Below are 15,168 nucleotides of genomic sequence, written 5' to 3'. Positions count from 1 at the left end.
TGGTTACATCTTCATCTTCATCTTCGGCATCGGCGCTGCGGGCTGCCGTGCGGGCTCCGCCGCTGGCGAAGCGACCTCGTAGGCGACGGTGCCTTTCGGGAATTGATAGGGGCCGGGATCGCGGTAATCATCGCGCGCCAACCCATCGCGAATCTTCATCACCGTGAACATGCCGCCCATCTCGATCGGGCCGAACTGGCCGGTGCCGGTCATCATCGGCAGCGTGTTGTCGGGTGCGGGCATCTCCATGTTGCCCATCGCCATGCCGGTCGAACCCATCGCCATGCTATCGGGCGCGAGCTTGCCGACCGCCTTGGCGAGATCCTTGCGCGACACGCCGATGAGGGTGCGCACCTGGTGTCCCATTGCATTCATGGTGTGGTGTGACTTGTGGCAGTGGAACGCCCAGTCGCCGGGATTATCGGCGAGCACGTCGAACACCCTGACAGCGCCGACGGGGACGTCGGTGGTGGTTTCGGGAATCTGCGCGCTCTCCGGAATCCAGCCGCCGTCGGTGCAGGTCACCGCGAAGCTGTGGCCGTGCAGGTGGATCGGATGGTTGGTCATGCTGAGATTGCCAATGCGCACGCGCACCTTGTCGCCGAGCCGCACCGGCAGCGGATCGATCCCCGGAAACACCCGCGAATTCCAGGTCCACATATTGAAGTCGGTCATCTCGTTGACCTGCGGCAGATAGCTGCCGGGATCGACGCGATAGGTGCTCATCACGAAAACGAAGTCGCGGTCGACGGGGCGGAAGTTCAGGTCGCGCGGATGCACGACGACCATGCCCATCATGCCCATCGCCATCTGCACCATCTCGTCGGAATGCGGGTGGTACATGAAGGTCCCGCTCTTCTTCATCTCGAACTCATAGACGAAGGTCTTGCCGGGCTCGATGTGCGGCTGGGTCAACCCGCCGACGCCGTCCATGCCGCTCGGCACGATCATGCCGTGCCAGTGCACGGTGGTGTATTCGGGAAGTTTGTTGGTGACGAAGATGCGCACCTTGTCGCCCTCGACGGCCTCGATGGTCGGGCCCGGCGACTGGCCGTTATAGCCCCACAAATTGACCTTCATGCCTTCGGCGAACTCGCGCACCACGGGCTCTGCGACGAGGTGGAATTCCTTCCAGTCGCCGTTCATGCGAAACGGCAGCGACCAGCCGTTCAGCGTGACCACAGGGCGATAGTCGGGGCCGCTGATCGGATGCAGCGGCGGTTGCATCACCACCTTGTCCATGGTTGGCGCTTCCGGAATCGATGCGGCCTGGACGCGGCTGCTGATGGCCGACGCGCTGGCAAGCGCGGCGGTGCCCAGGAATCCTCGGCGGGAAAACATGCTGGCCTCCGTCTCAGTGGTCGCCATCGGCAGATGCTGCCGCAGCGATGGTGGTTGAAGTGTCGCCGCCGGAAGCCGGCGAGCCGCCGCCATTGACGGCGGTCTGCAAGTCAGCCTGCGCGAGGAAGAATCTTTGTCTGGCATCGATCGCACCGCGCAGCGAGGCCAGGCGCTGTCGCGCCTCGGTCAACAATGCAAAGATGTCGACCTGCATGCTGGAGAAGCGCAGCTGCATCTCCTCGGTGATGATTTTTCGCAAGGGCAGGATTTCGCGCTGGTAGTGGCTCGCGATATCGTAGGTCGAGCGATAGACCCGATAGGCGTCGCGCGCCTCCGAGCGAACATTCACGGCACGCTCGGTCAGGCGGTTGAAGGCGAGATTGTAGGTCTCCGCCGCCTGCCGCACGCGGACCTCGCCGCCGTCGAAGATCGGGATCTGGAACTGCACGTCGAAGCCGCGCTCGCGGAACGGTGCGCCCTCCGGATCCTGGGTGCGGCGAGAGATGCCGGCAAGATCGAGCAGCGTGACGAAGCGCGTTGCTTCAGTCAGATTTAGCGATTTCGCCAGCGCGGTCAGCTCGAGCCGCGCGATCTGCAAGTCGATGCGGTGCGCGACGGCGTCGACCTCGATCGAGGGCAGGGCCTGCGGCCGGCGTGGCAGCGGCGGCAATGCGCTAGGCAGGCGGAAATCGAAGCCGTCGTCCCACAGCCCCATCAGGCGCGCGAGTCTTTCGCGCGTGCTGGTCGCCGCCTGCCGCGCGGTCGCGAGGTCGGCGGTGGTCTCGGCGTAGAACACCTGCTCGCGGGCCTGGTCGAGCTTGTTGATCGAGCCGGTCTCGCCGAGCTTGACGGCGAGCTGGGCCGTCGATTCCGCTGTCGCCTTCGCGTCCGTCAGCAGAGCCACTAACTCGTTTCCGGCGACTGTGCGGACGTAAGCGCGCCGCACGTCGGCGGCGAGCCGCAGCATTGCCAGTGCCGCGCGCAATTGCGCCTGGCGAAAGCGATCCCGCGCGATCTCGGATCGGAACGGCAGCGTTGCGAGGGCCAAAATGTCGCCAACGACCTGGCGCTCGATCTCGCTGGCGCCATTGCCCGAGATTCGCGAGACCGAGAACACCGGATTGGGCGGCAGACTCTGCTCGACCAGATCGGTCTCAGCCAGCGCCAGCTCGTTGTAGGCGGATTGCAGCCCCTTGTTGTTGAGCAGCGCGACCTGCACGGCGGTCTCGATGGTCAGCGTGCGCGCCAGCAATTGACGAATGCGCGCGTCGACCGCGCTGGCCCCCTCGGCTGTTCGCACGAAGGCGACGTCCTTCCCGATGGTCTGGCCCGTCAGCTCGGAGACCGCTGTCATGCCGCTGTCGGGCGAGAATGCGGCGCAGCCGGAGAGGCCAAGCGCGGCGAGAACGAGCAGGCTTCGCGCCAAATAATCTGCCATGGCGCGCTCCTATTGGTCTTGCTTCGGCTGCGGCGCGACGGCGTCGTTGCGCGCGCGCCACGGCGCCGGCATTGCGGGCCGCAGGCCCGTGTAGGGCGCGACCGTCGAATGATAGCCGACGCGCGCGACCTTTGCCGCGGGGTCGGCCGGATCGGCGGTGACAACGGACGTCGTTGCCGGCACGCAGCCGGACAGCGCGAGCGCAATCAAGGCCCGCAGCGGCCAATTGAATGGAGAGTGTCCTCCACGCGCCGCAGATGCGGGGGCGCACCTCGCCCCGAGAAACGTAAGCATGAGAAATCCCTGATCTGACTGGAGACCACAGGTTCGCGCGCGCGGAATGCGCGCCCGGCCCGACGTCGACGCGTGAGATCAGATGATGGGGGGGCGGTAGAGCCGGGGTGGCGCCTCGCTGCGGAGGCTTGCCACGATCTCGGGCATGCAGGTGGAGACCGGCTGCAACGGCTTTGCAAAGCTCGGCAGATCGGCCGGCAGGGCACTGACGCACATCATCGCACAGCACGGGCCAGCCTTGCCCTTGCTGTCATGATGATGTGGGGCGGGCGCGTCCTGCGCGGACTGGTCATGCGTGTGCGCTGTCACGTGGTCGTGCAACACGTCGCCGTGGGCATGATTCTCGGCCGTCCGATGATGCGACGGCCCGAAATCGGCGAGCAGCACATCGTCGAGACATGGCGCCGGCCCGCTGCCCCAGGCGAGTGCGGCTGCCGGCGCGAGCACGCAGAACAGATAGGCCAGCGCAATGAAGCGCCCCACCCTGATCCGCATCGATCGCGTCAATCGCAACAGCATTTCGCCAACAGCTTCCTCGCGCGGCATTGTTACACACGCAGACTGCAGAGTAATGGCAAAGCGAGATTTCGCCAAGCAATTCTTACCGCAGTGCACCGCGCATGCCCAATATCGCGGCACGCTGCTTGACCGTGGGGCGATCCGCGAACATGGTCCGCGCCGTGCACGCGCCAAATCATCCAGGACAGAAACCGGCCTCATTCACCCCTGACTCGCGTCAGGCCTGGGTGCGGCTTTTGCTCGCATTGATGATGGGCTCGATCGGCGGCGTCGGCATGTGGGCGGTCGTCGTGGTGATTCCCGTCGTGCAGGCCGAATTCGTCGCGACCCGCGGTGCCGTGTCGCTGGCCTTCACGCTGATGATGTTCGGCTTCGGGCTGGGTGGCGTGATCGCCGGCAAGATCACCGACAAGTTCGGCATCGTGCGGGCCATGGCGATCAGCATCGCCTTCCTCGGCGTCGCCAATACGCTCGCCGGGCTCTCGACCCAGCTCTGGCAGTTCGTGGCGGCCTACTTCCTGATCGGGCTCGGCACGTCAGCGACCTTCGCGCCGCTGATGGCGGAGGCTTCTCACTGGTTCGAGCGCTATCGCGGCCTCGCGGTGACGATCGTCGCAAGCGGCAACTACGTTGCCGGCACGATATGGCCGCCGCTCGTCAACGCGGGCATGGAGACAATCGGTTGGCGCTACACCCATGTCGGCATCGCCCTCGCCTGCGTGGTGTTGATGTCGAGCCTGCTGCTGGTCCTGCGCGCCCAGATGGGCGACGACAAGGTCCGTAATCACGCCAATGCACCGCCGCCGCGGGTCGATCTCAAACTCTCGACCAACACGCTGACGGTGCTGCTTTCGATCGCCAGCATTTCCTGCTGCGTCGCCATGGCGATGCCGCAAGTGCATATCGTCGCCTATTGCGGCGATCTCGGCTATGGCGTGGCGCGCGGCGCCGAGATGCTGTCGCTGATGATGGCCTGTGGCATCCTCAGCCGCATCGGCTCGGGCTATCTCGCCGACAAGATCGGTGGCATCCGCACGCTGCTGCTCGGGTCGTTGGCGCAAGGCTTTGCGCTGGCGTTCTATCTGTTCTTCGACAGCCTCACGTCGCTCTATCTGATCTCCGCGATGTTCGGCTTGTTCCAGGGCGGCATCGTGCCGAGCTACGCCATCATCGTGCGGGAGGCGATGCCTGCGAGCGAAGCCGCGACCCGCGTCGGCATCGTGATCTTCGCCTCCGTGTTCGGCATGTCCTTCGGCGGCTGGGTCTCCGGCATCATCTTCGATGCCAGCGGCTCCTATGCCGCGGCGTTCGCCAACGGCGTGGCGTGGAATGCCCTCAATGTCGGCATCGTCTTGACGCTGCTGATCCGCTCGCGGATGAACGCGACCAGGGCAGGGGCCGGCTTCGCGACGTAAGGCGCAGATGGCCGTATCGACGCGAGCCGGAACATTCTGACGATGTCGCGAGCGCGTTCACTCCGCTGGATCTGGCTGATCCCAGTTGTCCTGTTGCTGGATCAGGGCACCAAGCAGCTCGCCGTCGGCTTGCTCGAGCCAGGCCGTCCGATGATCATTCTCACGTCCACGGCGTTGCCATCGATCGACCTCCTGCTGTCCTACAACAGGGGCGTCTCGTTCAGCTTCTTGCGTTTCGCGGACGATGCGCAGCGTTGGCCGCTGGTTGGGCTATCGCTTCTGGCCTGCGGAGTTTTGGGCTGGTGGCTCGCCCGCGTGCCGTCGCGGCAGCCGATCCTGGCCACCGGACTTGCCCTGATCATTGCCGGCGCGCTCGGCAATGTGCTGGACCGCGCCCGGATCGGCTCGGTGATCGACTTCGTCCACCTCTCTTACCAGGCCTGGTCGTTCGCCATCTTCAATGTCGCCGATACCGCCATCACCATCGGCGCCATCGCAATCATGGTGTCGTTGTTTCTCGATGCGGCTTAAACCGCCTGTCCCGCCTTCAGCAGCGAGCAGCCGGTGATCTTGTAGCTCCCGTCCGCCTGCTGCTCGAGCGTGTAGAGCGCTTCCCAGGCTTCGCCATTGGCATCGATGATGTGAACGCGCTGGGCAACCGAGCTGCCCTCGGTCTTGCCGTCGCCAAACTCAAAACTCTTGTGGCGATAGACCGGCGCGTAGCCATGTTGGACCATCGACATGAAGATGTCGGGCGCAGTGAAGATCTGCTTGATCGCCGGTGCGGCGTAAGAATAGGCGGCCGCGGCGTCGTCATGGACGAAGGCCTGCTCCTGGGCGCGGATCACGCTTTGTGCCGCTGAAACGTCGTCAGCATGCGCGGCGAGGGGGCTGAGGGCAATTGTGAGGGCGACGACCAGGGCTGCGATGCGCATGACGGGCTCCGCGTTGATATGCCGGCGATGCTGATCCTAGCATGACCTCTTGGAAATACGGGCGTGCTATCGCTTCCGTTTCACGGTCGCCTTCGCCGGTTTGGCGGCGAGCGCCTTGCCTTTCGCGATCGGCTGCACGCGCAGCCCATCGACGAACACGTCGAGCATCCGCAGCACCGAGGCTTGCCAGCCGGGCTGATCGTGCATGTAGCACATGCCGAAGAACGCGCGCAGCAAGTCCTCGGGACTGATGTCGGCGCGCATCGCGCCCGCTGTGATCGCGCGATCGAGCAGCGAGCCGATAGCTGTGGTCAGGCGCTCGAAGGAGAAGGCATGCAGCTCGGAGCCGCTCTGCACCGCGAGTGCCAGGGTTGCCACCATGCCCTTCTTGGTGGCAACGAATTCGACGCCTGACCGGAGCCAGCGCCGCAGCGCGTCGACCGGGTCCTTGGCATTCTTCAACTGCTCGGCGAGTTCGCTGAGCTGCTCGACTTCGCGGCGGTACACCGCCTCGAACAGATCCTCACGCGTCGGAAAATGCCGATAGAGCGTGCCGATGCCGACGCCGGCGCGCTTCGCCACGGCCTCCAGGCTCGCCTCCGGACCGCCCGCGTTGAACACGAGCTTGGCGGCCTCGAGCACGCGCTCGCGATTGCGCACGGCATCGGCGCGGGGCTTGCGGGTCTGGTCGGTGTGGTCGTCCATGCCGATAATGTAGATCACGAATTGGTTAGATTGAACCCTTGCTGAACCCTTGCAGGGCTGCATCGCGTTGTCAGCGCACGGGCTTTTGACGAATTCCAAATATTTTTCGGCAGCCCTTGTTAAACGGAGGGTGCCTCCGTATCTTCGCTGGTGTCGGCCGGATGATATCCGGGCCGGCGCGATATCGACGGCGGCCACGGCGGTGGTGCGCCGAACGATGAGCCATGTCCATATCTGATCGGAGCCTTGTATGAACCACTCCATCAGCCTCACCGTGAACGGTGCACGGCGCGACTTCGTCCTCGACGATTCCCGCGTCACGCTGCTCGATCTCCTGCGTGAGCGCCTCCATCTCACGGGAACCAAGAAGGGCTGCGACCGCGGCCAGTGCGGCGCCTGTACCATCCTCGTCGACGGCAAGCGGATCAACTCCTGTCTCGCGCTCGCCATCAGCCATGATGGCGCCGACATCCTGACCATCGAAGGCGTCGCGCGCGGCGACCAGCTCCATCCCGTCCAGGCCGCCTTCATCGCCCATGACGGATTCCAGTGCGGCTTCTGCACGCCGGGCCAGATCATGAGCGCCATCGGCATGATGCAAGAGGCTCAGGCCGGCAATGATCCCGAGCGCATCCGCGAATGCATGAGTGGCAATCTCTGCCGCTGCGGCGCTTACGCCGGCATCGTCGATGCCGTGCTCGAGGCCCAGGCCGGTGCCGACGAAACCAATCAAAGGCGCTCCGCATGAAACAATTTGAATATGTCAGGCCCGCCACGGTCGCAGAGGCCATCGCCGCCGCCGCCCAGCCGGGCGCGACTTATCTCGCCGCCGGCACCAATCTGCTGGACCTGATGAAGGGTAACGTCAGTCGTCCGGACCGGCTGGTCGACGTCACGCATCTCGATGGGCTCGATCAGATCGAGCGCCTCGCGGATGGGTCGTTGCGTATCGGCGCCCTCGTCGGCAATGCCGATCTTGCGCATGATGCTGAGTTCGCGAAGGCCTATCCAGCTGTCGCCGAAGCGCTGCTCGCCGGCGCATCCGCGCAATTGCGCAATGCCGCAACGGTCGGCGGCAATCTCCTGCAGCGGACGCGTTGCGCTTATTTCTATGACACCGCCAGCCGTTGCAACAAGCGCGAGGCGGGCTCTGGCTGCGACGCCCGCGACGGCGAGAATCGCACCCACGCCGTGCTTGGCTGGAGCGACAGTTGCATCGCTACGCACCCCTCGGACTTCTGCGTGCCGCTGGTCGCACTCGATGCCGTCGTCGAGATCGAGGGCCGAGGCGGTCGTCGCGAGATCGCGCTCGACGAACTGCATCGCCTGCCCGGCAATACGCCGGAGCGTGAATCCGTGCTTGCGCCCGGCGATCTCATCGTCGCGGTGCGCCTGCCGGCGGCGGCGCGCGGCTTTGCCGCACATGCGCGCTATCTCAAGGTCCGCGAGCGGACGTCCTATGCTTTCGCGATCGTCTCGGCCGCCGCGGCATTGCGGATCGAGAATGGCAAGATCGCGGAGGCGCGGCTTGCGCTTGGCGGCGTCGCCGCAAAGCCGTGGCGTGCCCGCGCCGCGGAAGATGTGCTCAAGGGCGTCGCGCCCACGGCAGACGCCTTCCAGGAAGCCGCCTGGCGCGCGCTGGCCGACGCAAAGCCGTCCGGTGACAATGCCTACAAGATCGAGCTGGCGCGCCGCATCGTCGTGCGCGCACTGACCCTTGCCGCTGCCGGAACGCCCGCGCGTATCCCCGCACTGCCGGCATCACCCTTTGCTTCGACGTCTGGAGCCATCCATGCCTGAGCTCAATCTCACCAGCGCCCCCGCCCACCTCCGCCACGGCTCCAGTATCGGCCAGCCGCTGACCCGCCGCGACGGCGTGCTCAAGGTCAAGGGTCAGGCGACCTATGCCGCCGACAATCATCCGCCCGGCATGTTGTTTGCGGTCATCGCAGCGTCCAGCATCGCGCATGGTCGCGTGACCTCGCTCGATGTTGCCGCCGCCAAGCGTCATCCCGGCGTCGTCGAGGTCATGACGCCCGACCACAAGCCGCAGCTCGCGATCGATCCGGAGATCAAGACCAATCCGTTCGTATTCCGGATGGAAGTGCTGCAGAGCAACGAGGTCCGCTACGCCAACCAGCCCATTGCGGTCGTGATCGCCGAGACGCTCGAGGCGGCGACGGAAGGCGCAGTGCTGCTGGCGCCGCGCTACGAGACGCTGCCCGCCCTCGTCGGCCTTGATGCCGGCAAGAGTTATGTGCCGCCCGTCGTCGGTGTCGGTAACCCAACCGAAAATCACCTTGGCGATGTCGACGCCGGCCTTGCTGCGGCCGACAAGAAGATCGACGCGATTTATGAAACGCCGGCGCAATATCACAATGCCATGGAGCCGCATGCGATCGTGGCGCACTGGGACGGTGACAGACTTCAGATCGACATGCCGACGCAGGGTCTCATGCTGTCCCTGGCGCGCGTCGCCGAGTTGTTCGGCATAGCGCATGACAAGATCCACATCCGGAGCCCCTTCCTCGGTGGCGGCTTCGGCTCGAAGGGATTGATGGCCGGCCCACCGGCTCTCGGCATCATGGCGGCAAAGCTGGTCGGCAGGCCGGTCAAGCTCGTGCTGCGTCGTGAGCAGATGTATGGCCCCGTCGGCCATCGCGCGCCGACGCGTCAGCGCCTCCGCATCGGTGCCGATGTCGAAGGGCGGCTGACCGCGCTCGATCACCACGCGCGGACCGTATCGAGCACGTTCGACGATTTCTACGAACCTGCGGCCGATGCCTCGCACACGCTTTATGCGGCGCCGGCTATCCGCACCTCGCACGATGCCGTGCGCGTCAACACCGGCACGCCGCTGTTCATGCGCGCGCCGGGTGAGGCGACGGGATCGATTGCGCTCGAGAGCGCGATCGACGAGATGGCCTGGACCTGCGGCATGGATCCGCTGGCCTTCCGCCTGAAGAACTATGCCGAGGTCGAGCCGATCACGGGAAAACCGTTCTCCTCGAAAGCGCTGCGTGCCTGTTACGATCAGGGCGCGGCGCGTTTCGGCTGGGCGAAGCGCTCGCTCCAGCCGCGACAGATGCGCGACGATGCCGGACTGCTGGTCGGCTGGGGGATGGGCACCGCGACATTCCCCGCGCTGATGTTCCAGGCACAAGCGCGTGCCGTGATCCGCCGCGACGGCTCCGGTGCCATGGAGATCGGCGCGCATGACATGGGGCAGGGCGCTTGGACCGCGCTGGCCCAGATCGCGGCGGATGAACTCGGGCTCGATATCGAACGCGTCGAGTTCAAGGCCGGTTCGTCCGACCTGCCCGATGCCGGCATCGCCGGTGGCTCGGCGCACACGGCGACCGCGGGTGCTGCGATCCACAGCGCCGGAGCGGCCGTCATCGCCAAGCTTGCCGATCTCGCGACCGGTGATGAGCGCTCGCCGCTGTTCGGCGCCGGCAATACCGGCGTGATCGCGCGCGACGGCCGCCTGATCCGACGCGACGACGAGAGCCGCGGCGAGAGCTACACCGAGATCCTAGCGCGCGCAGGCGTTGCCGAGGTTGAGGCGCGCGGCACCGGCGCACCGAACCCGGCGGCAATGGAAGAGTATGCCATGCACGCCCACGGTGCGGTGTTCGCCGAGGTGAAGGTCGATCCCGAGCTCGGTCAGATCCGCGTCACCCGCATGGTCGGCGCTTTCGCCGCGGGACGCATCGTCAACCCGCATCTGGTGAAGAGCCAGCTGTTCGGCGGCATGATCTGGGGCTTGTCTTTCGCGCTGCACGAGGAGGCGATCACCGACCGTCGCAGCGGTCGGATCATGAATGCCAATCTCGGCGAGTACCACATCCCCGTGAATGCCGACGTGCCGCCGCTCGACGTCATCACGGTCGAGGAGCACGATCCGCATGTGAATGCTCTCGGCATCAAGGGCGTCGGCGAGATCGGGATCACCGGCAGTGCCGGCGCGGTCGCTAATGCCGTCTGGCATGCGACCGGCGTGCGGGTGCGCCGCTTTCCGATCAGGATCGAGGAGCTGCTGACGCAGCGCTGACGAGGCGCGCGGCGGGGGCTCTTCCCGCCGCCACTCAGCGGATCCCGGGCAGGCGGTTGATATCGGGCGAGGGCAGCGCCGGGAACAGCCGTGCGGTCGAGGAGATGTCGAGCCTCCGCTTGCACTTGGCTTGGTCGGCACTCTCGGCGATGCCGTTGTCCGTGTAGCGCTTCTTGGCGAATTCGTCGTCGAGCCGGTTGACAATCAGCGTCGCGTGGTCGCGTTCGAGCGTATCCGGATTCTTGCCCTGCTCCTTCGAGGTGAACACTGCATTCTTGACGCTGCCGCTCATCTCATAGTCGCAGCCGGCCTTCCAGTCGCCCTGCTCCCATTTCCAGCCATTGGCTTCGAGCACCCCGTCCTTGTCGATGGTGATCTTGATAATGGCATTGTAGGCGAGCCAGGTGCCTGCAAGGCCATTGCGCCTGTCGTCAAAACCTTCGAGCAGCGCGATCCGCTCGCGTTGCAGGCCGCTGAGATGATCGCGCGCGTCGACGGTGTAATGCATTGCCGAGGTTCCCTTCTCCCAGGCGGGGTGCAGGAATTCGGGGAATTGATCGGCCTGCGAGCGCACCCAGTGGCGCTGGTCCTCCGTCAAAGCGTGTCGCGTCGCCTCGTCGAGCCGCGGCAAGAGTGCCTTCCAGGCCCGGTTCAAGCGCTGATCATTCTCGGCGAGCTCCGGATCGGCGCAGATCTCCTCGTCGGTCGCTGTCTCCGGATGCGTGCAATCGAAGGTCGGCTTGACGAATGCGGTGTCGGCCTTGTCGGTTGCGTCGGACTTGCCGCTGGCGAAATAAGTGCCCGTGATCTGCCCTAGGCTCTCGCAGTCCGAATCGTCGAAGCCGTCCCATTGCTCCTCCGTCGCAACGAGAACGAGGCGGAGCGTGTCGCCCTGGCGGCGCAGCTTGATGGAGAGCGGCTCGGTTGGCTTGTTCTGTGGTGCGCCCGCATCGGTTGATTGTGCCGGCCTGGCGCGGTCGACCGCGCCGGACAGCCAGCCGTTGCTGCCCGGCTTGACGGTTGCTCCGAGCTTGCATCGCCAGTGCTTGTCGCTGCCGTAATTGCTGCTCAACTCAGCTGTTACGCGGTAGGCGCCGTTGTCGCGCGCTGTGATGGTGACAGCGCCAAACGTGTTGGCCCATTTGCCGTTCAGGCCGGTGCGTCCGAAGCCGGCCGCAATCCCGTTCAAGATCGGGACGCGCTGCCGCAGGGTCGCAGCGAAATTCTTGCGGATTTCGGCCTCGTCCACCTCCTGCACGGTGGTGGCGGCCTCCAGGATCATCTCCTTGAACCAGGCCTCGTCGCGCTTGAACAGCGGGCGGACGTTGGCCGGGGCCTTCGTGAGCGCAGCGGAGAACGATTGGTCGATCGCGGCGACCAGTTTGTCGTAGCCGGCCTTCTTGCACGCGACCGTCTTGATCCTGCTACCGTCATTGGCCTCACCGCACAGAGCGATCTCGGTCGGCGCGCTGCTGCTGGCGCGAATGTAATCGTCCATGGCCCACGCAGATGCCGGCGCGAGCAGGGCGGCTGCGGCGAGAATTGCGAGACGAAGGCAAGCGGACATCGGGGACTCATGGCGAAGGGCGGGCCCATGCCCGCTTCGGGTAAGTCGCCTGCGGCGAGCCGCCGGTTCAGGCGGAGCCAGCCTCGCCGGGAGGGGCGCCTTAAGCACAATTCCTGCTGGAATGAATTGATCGGGGTCAAAGATTCCGCAGCGGACTGAACCGCAAGATATTTCGCTTCCGACTCGCCGCTCCCGCCGTCCTCTCAACGCCGACGAAGGCATTTGCCATGGATGCTCAAGCCATCTCCCTGCCGCACGCAGCCCATCATCCCACCGGCTGGCGCCGCTACCTCTATTCGACCAATCACAAGGACATCGGCACGATGTACCTGATCTTCGCGATCACCGCCGGCGTGGTCGGGGGAGCCTTGTCAGTCGCGATGCGACTGGAATTGCAGCAGCCGGGCATGCAGATCTTCGCCGATCCTCACGTCTTCAACGCTTTCGTTACCGCGCATGGCTTGATCATGGTGTTCTTCATGATCATGCCGGCGCTGATCGGTGGCTTCGGCAACTGGTTCGTGCCGATCATGATCGGTGCCCCCGACATGGCGTTCCCGCGCATGAACAACATCTCGTTCTGGCTGTTGCCCTCGTCGCTGACGCTCCTCGTGATTTCGCTGTTCGTGGAAGGCGAGCCGGGTTCGAACGGCGTCGGCGCCGGTTGGACAGTCTATGCGCCGCTGTCGACCTCCGGCCATCCCGGCCCGGCCATGGACTTTGCGATCCTCGCGCTGCATCTCGCCGGTGCCTCCTCGATTTTGGGCGCGATCAACTTCATCACCACGATCTTCAACATGCGCGCGCCGGGCATGACTATGCACAAGATGCCGCTGTTCGTGTGGTCGATCCTGGTCACCGCGTTTTTGTTGCTGCTGTCGCTGCCCGTGCTGGCCGGCGCCATCACCATGCTGCTGACCGACCGCAATTTCGGCACCACCTTCTTCAACCCCGAGGGCGGCGGCGACCCCGTGCTGTTCCAGCACCTGTTCTGGTTCTTCGGTCACCCCGAGGTTTACATCCTGATCCTGCCGGGCTTCGGCGCGATCAGCCAGATCGTCTCGACCTTCTCGAAGAAGCCCGTGTTCGGCTATCTCGGCATGGCCTATGCGATGGTCGCGATCGGCGGCATCGGCTTCGTGGTGTGGGCGCACCACATGTATACGGTCGGCATGTCCTCGGCGACGCAAGCCTACTTCGTCGCCGCGACGATGGTGATCGCGGTCCCGACCGGCGTGAAGGTCTTTTCCTGGATCGCCACGATGTGGGGCGGGTCGATCGAGTTCCGCACGCCGATGGTGTGGGCCGTGGGCTTCATCTTCCTGTTCACCGTCGGCGGCGTCACCGGCGTGGTGCTCGCCAATGCCGGTGTCGATCGCGTGCTGCAAGACACGTATTATGTCGTCGCGCACTTCCACTACACGATGTCGATCGGCGCGACATTTTCGATCTTTGCCGCCTGGTACTACTGGTTTCCGAAGATCACGGGTTACATGTATTCGGAAGCGCTCGGCAAGCTGCATTTCTGGCTGGCCTTCATCGGCGCCAATCTGATCTTTTTCCCGCAGCACTTCCTCGGCCTGCAAGGCATGCCGCGGCGGATCGTCGACTATCCCGACGCGTTTGCCGGCTGGAACCTGATCTCCTCGATCGGCTCTTACGTGTCGGCTGCGAGCGTGATCGTGTTCTTCGTTACCATGGCGCTGGCATTCTCGCGCAAGCAGAAGGCGAGCGACAATCCGTGGGGCGCAGGCGCGACCACGCTGGAGTGGACGCTGTCCTCCCCGCCGCCATTCCACCAGTTCGAGGTGTTGCCCAAGATCACCTGAACTCCTCAACTCAAGCGCCGCGGATCGAAACGCGGCGCCTCCTTGCAAGCAGCGCGAGGCCTGGTGGCCGGATCAGTTGATCATCCGGCGGAGCGCCTTGATCTGCTCTCTCTGCTCTTCGATGTATTTTTCGATGGCGGCGCGCAGCTCGCGTGAATGAAGCTTTCTGGTATCGCGCTGAACTTCGTCGAGCGCAGCTTCTGCATTGGCGAGGGTGGTCTTCATCGTGCGCCCTGTTACGAAGCGGCCCCGGGGTGCCTAGGAGTCCGGGGCCATAACCTCAACACCTTTGCGCGAGGCTGCTCGGCTACACCTCGTAATATAGAGCGGTCGGGTCCGCAGAAATTGAGCTGGCTCAAGCATCCGTAAGATGCCGGTGCTCCGTATGATTGCGGATGTCGCGATCGCGCGTCAGAACGTCGGCGGCGTGCAGGCCGAGATCACCTCGCACGGCTTGCCGCCGACGCAGCGGAAGCGATGCGGGCGGCGGCTCTCGAAATAATAGGCATCGCCGGGATTGAGGATGCGCCGCTCGTCCTCGACGGTGACTTCGAGCTTGCCTGAAATCACGATGCCGCCTTCCTCGCCGTCGTGAACGAGATGCACGCGTCCGGTGTCGCTGCCGGGCTCGTAGCGCTCCTTCAAAATCTGCAGGCTGCGGCCGAACAGATTGTCGCCGATCTGCCGATACGAGATCGGCTTTTTGCCGACCTCGGTCAGCTCTTCGGCGCGGTAGAAGATCTTGCGTCGGCTCTCGGGCTCAAGCGCGAAGAACTCGGCCAGCCCCATCGGGATGCCGTCGAGGATGCGCTTGAGCGCGCCGACCGACGGGTTCATCTGGTTGGATTCGATCAGCGAGATCGTCGAATTGGTGACCCCGGCGCGCTTGGCGAGCTCACGCTGCGACAGCTTCTGGCGCGCCCGGATAAATCGCAGCCGTCCACCGATGTCGACGCTCATGCCCAAATCCCTGTTGCAGGTGTTGCGGATCGCGCAAATATGGACCGGCGGACCTAATTAAATCAATGGCTTGCAGGTCACCAGAAAAGGACTTGTTGCGCTTCTCAAGCC

At 64.7% G+C, this 15,168-nt stretch carries 15 protein-coding genes; 6 read left to right on the top strand and 9 right to left on the bottom strand.

Annotation, left to right across the window (positions count from 1 at the left end):
* Positions 1-3: 3 nt before the first annotated feature.
* The 4 genes from M2427_RS30060 to M2427_RS30045 form a co-directional block, all read right to left on the bottom strand.
* Positions 4-1,341 (bottom strand): copper oxidase, encoded by a 1,338-nt coding sequence (locus M2427_RS30060; RefSeq protein ID WP_280710495.1) that lies wholly within the window; start codon positions 1,339-1,341, stop codon positions 4-6.
* A 13-nt stretch (positions 1,342-1,354) separates the two neighbouring features.
* Entirely contained in the window at positions 1,355-2,779 is a 1,425-nt protein-coding gene (locus M2427_RS30055; protein ID WP_280710494.1) for a TolC family protein, read from the bottom strand.
* Between the two features lie 9 nt (positions 2,780-2,788).
* Positions 2,789-3,073 (bottom strand): hypothetical protein, encoded by a 285-nt coding sequence (locus M2427_RS30050; protein ID WP_280710493.1) that lies wholly within the window; start codon positions 3,071-3,073, stop codon positions 2,789-2,791.
* 78 nt (positions 3,074-3,151) lie between these two features.
* Positions 3,152-3,592 carry a hypothetical protein gene (locus tag M2427_RS30045; protein WP_280710492.1) on the bottom strand — a complete coding sequence of 147 codons (441 nt, stop codon included), beginning with the start codon at positions 3,590-3,592 and terminating at the stop codon, positions 3,152-3,154.
* A gap of 149 nt (positions 3,593-3,741) precedes the next feature.
* Here M2427_RS30045 and M2427_RS30040 point away from each other — a divergent pair, with 149 nt between their 5' ends.
* Positions 3,742-5,007, top strand: a complete 1,266-nt coding sequence (locus M2427_RS30040; protein ID WP_280710491.1) for an MFS transporter — start codon at positions 3,742-3,744, stop codon at positions 5,005-5,007.
* A gap of 42 nt (positions 5,008-5,049) precedes the next feature.
* The gene (gene lspA, locus M2427_RS30035) at positions 5,050-5,538 is read left to right on the top strand and encodes a signal peptidase II (RefSeq protein ID WP_280710490.1); all 489 of its coding nucleotides are present in this window, start codon (positions 5,050-5,052) and stop codon (positions 5,536-5,538) included.
* Here the strand turns inward: lspA and M2427_RS30030 are convergent.
* Together M2427_RS30030 and M2427_RS30025 are read right to left on the bottom strand one after the other, a co-directional pair.
* Entirely contained in the window at positions 5,535-5,942 is a 408-nt protein-coding gene (locus tag M2427_RS30030) for a DUF4864 domain-containing protein (protein WP_280710489.1), read from the bottom strand. The two genes, lspA and M2427_RS30030, sit on opposite strands and share 4 nt — an antisense overlap.
* 66 nt (positions 5,943-6,008) lie before the next feature.
* The gene (locus tag M2427_RS30025) at positions 6,009-6,647 is read right to left on the bottom strand and encodes a TetR/AcrR family transcriptional regulator (RefSeq protein ID WP_280710528.1); all 639 of its coding nucleotides are present in this window, start codon (positions 6,645-6,647) and stop codon (positions 6,009-6,011) included.
* 250 nt (positions 6,648-6,897) lie between these two features.
* Here M2427_RS30025 and M2427_RS30020 point away from each other — a divergent pair, with 250 nt between their 5' ends.
* From M2427_RS30020 to M2427_RS30010, 3 genes are read left to right on the top strand one after another with little or no spacing between them, the layout of a single operon-like run.
* Positions 6,898-7,395 (top strand): 2Fe-2S iron-sulfur cluster-binding protein, encoded by a 498-nt coding sequence (locus M2427_RS30020; RefSeq protein ID WP_280710488.1) that lies wholly within the window; start codon positions 6,898-6,900, stop codon positions 7,393-7,395.
* Positions 7,392-8,447, top strand: coding sequence for a xanthine dehydrogenase family protein subunit M (locus M2427_RS30015; protein ID WP_280710487.1), 1,056 nt, complete (start codon positions 7,392-7,394; stop codon positions 8,445-8,447). Before M2427_RS30020 ends, M2427_RS30015 begins: the two co-directional genes overlap by 4 nt.
* Positions 8,440-10,701, top strand: a complete 2,262-nt coding sequence (locus M2427_RS30010; RefSeq protein ID WP_280710486.1) for a xanthine dehydrogenase family protein molybdopterin-binding subunit — start codon at positions 8,440-8,442, stop codon at positions 10,699-10,701. The genes M2427_RS30015 and M2427_RS30010 overlap by 8 nt, the downstream gene beginning before the upstream one ends.
* Before the next feature lie 34 nt (positions 10,702-10,735).
* On the opposite strand, the gene M2427_RS30005 is transcribed toward M2427_RS30010, so the two are convergent.
* The gene (locus M2427_RS30005; protein ID WP_280710485.1) at positions 10,736-12,268 is read right to left on the bottom strand and encodes a lysozyme inhibitor LprI family protein; all 1,533 of its coding nucleotides are present in this window, start codon (positions 12,266-12,268) and stop codon (positions 10,736-10,738) included.
* A gap of 227 nt (positions 12,269-12,495) precedes the next feature.
* Between M2427_RS30005 and ctaD the strand changes: the two genes are divergently transcribed.
* Positions 12,496-14,097, top strand: coding sequence for a cytochrome c oxidase subunit I (gene ctaD / locus M2427_RS30000; RefSeq protein WP_280710484.1), 1,602 nt, complete (start codon positions 12,496-12,498; stop codon positions 14,095-14,097).
* Positions 14,098-14,169: 72 nt separating this feature from the next.
* Here the strand turns inward: ctaD and M2427_RS29995 are convergent, their stop codons facing one another.
* Together M2427_RS29995 and M2427_RS29990 are read right to left on the bottom strand one after the other, a co-directional pair.
* Positions 14,170-14,322, bottom strand: a complete 153-nt coding sequence (locus M2427_RS29995) for a hypothetical protein (RefSeq protein ID WP_280710483.1) — start codon at positions 14,320-14,322, stop codon at positions 14,170-14,172.
* A 186-nt stretch (positions 14,323-14,508) separates the two neighbouring features.
* Positions 14,509-15,057 carry a cupin domain-containing protein gene (locus M2427_RS29990; RefSeq protein ID WP_094895195.1) on the bottom strand — a complete coding sequence of 183 codons (549 nt, stop codon included), beginning with the start codon at positions 15,055-15,057 and terminating at the stop codon, positions 14,509-14,511.
* Positions 15,058-15,168: the final 111 nt, after the last annotated feature.

It is taken from the genome of Bradyrhizobium sp. BR13661 (assembly GCF_029892425.1).
In the GTDB taxonomy this organism is placed as follows: Bacteria; Pseudomonadota; Alphaproteobacteria; order Rhizobiales; family Xanthobacteraceae; genus Bradyrhizobium.
This window is presented reverse-complemented; position numbering and strand designations above follow the sequence as displayed.

Bases quoted from the DNA above. Each gene is read 5' to 3' on its own strand.
- M2427_RS29990 (WP_094895195.1), bottom strand. From the start codon at position 15,057: ATGAGCGTCGACATCGGTGGACGGCTGCGATTTATCCGGGCGCGCCAG.
- M2427_RS30060 (WP_280710495.1), bottom strand. From the start codon at position 1,341: ATGTTTTCCCGCCGAGGATTCCTGGGCACCGCCGCGCTTGCCAGCGCG.
- lspA (WP_280710490.1), top strand. From the start codon at position 5,050: ATGTCGCGAGCGCGTTCACTCCGCTGGATCTGGCTGATCCCAGTTGTC.
- M2427_RS30030 (WP_280710489.1), bottom strand. From the start codon at position 5,942: ATGCGCATCGCAGCCCTGGTCGTCGCCCTCACAATTGCCCTCAGCCCC.
- ctaD (WP_280710484.1), top strand. From the start codon at position 12,496: ATGGATGCTCAAGCCATCTCCCTGCCGCACGCAGCCCATCATCCCACC.
- M2427_RS30025 (WP_280710528.1), bottom strand. From the start codon at position 6,647: ATGGACGACCACACCGACCAGACCCGCAAGCCCCGCGCCGATGCCGTG.
- M2427_RS30040 (WP_280710491.1), top strand. From the start codon at position 3,742: ATGGTCCGCGCCGTGCACGCGCCAAATCATCCAGGACAGAAACCGGCC.
- M2427_RS30055 (WP_280710494.1), bottom strand. From the start codon at position 2,779: ATGGCAGATTATTTGGCGCGAAGCCTGCTCGTTCTCGCCGCGCTTGGC.
- M2427_RS30015 (WP_280710487.1), top strand. From the start codon at position 7,392: ATGAAACAATTTGAATATGTCAGGCCCGCCACGGTCGCAGAGGCCATC.
- M2427_RS30005 (WP_280710485.1), bottom strand. From the start codon at position 12,268: ATGTCCGCTTGCCTTCGTCTCGCAATTCTCGCCGCAGCCGCCCTGCTC.
- M2427_RS30020 (WP_280710488.1), top strand. From the start codon at position 6,898: ATGAACCACTCCATCAGCCTCACCGTGAACGGTGCACGGCGCGACTTC.
- M2427_RS30050 (WP_280710493.1), bottom strand. From the start codon at position 3,073: ATGCTTACGTTTCTCGGGGCGAGGTGCGCCCCCGCATCTGCGGCGCGT.
- M2427_RS30045 (WP_280710492.1), bottom strand. From the start codon at position 3,592: ATGCTGTTGCGATTGACGCGATCGATGCGGATCAGGGTGGGGCGCTTC.
- M2427_RS30010 (WP_280710486.1), top strand. From the start codon at position 8,440: ATGCCTGAGCTCAATCTCACCAGCGCCCCCGCCCACCTCCGCCACGGC.
- M2427_RS29995 (WP_280710483.1), bottom strand. From the start codon at position 14,322: ATGAAGACCACCCTCGCCAATGCAGAAGCTGCGCTCGACGAAGTTCAG.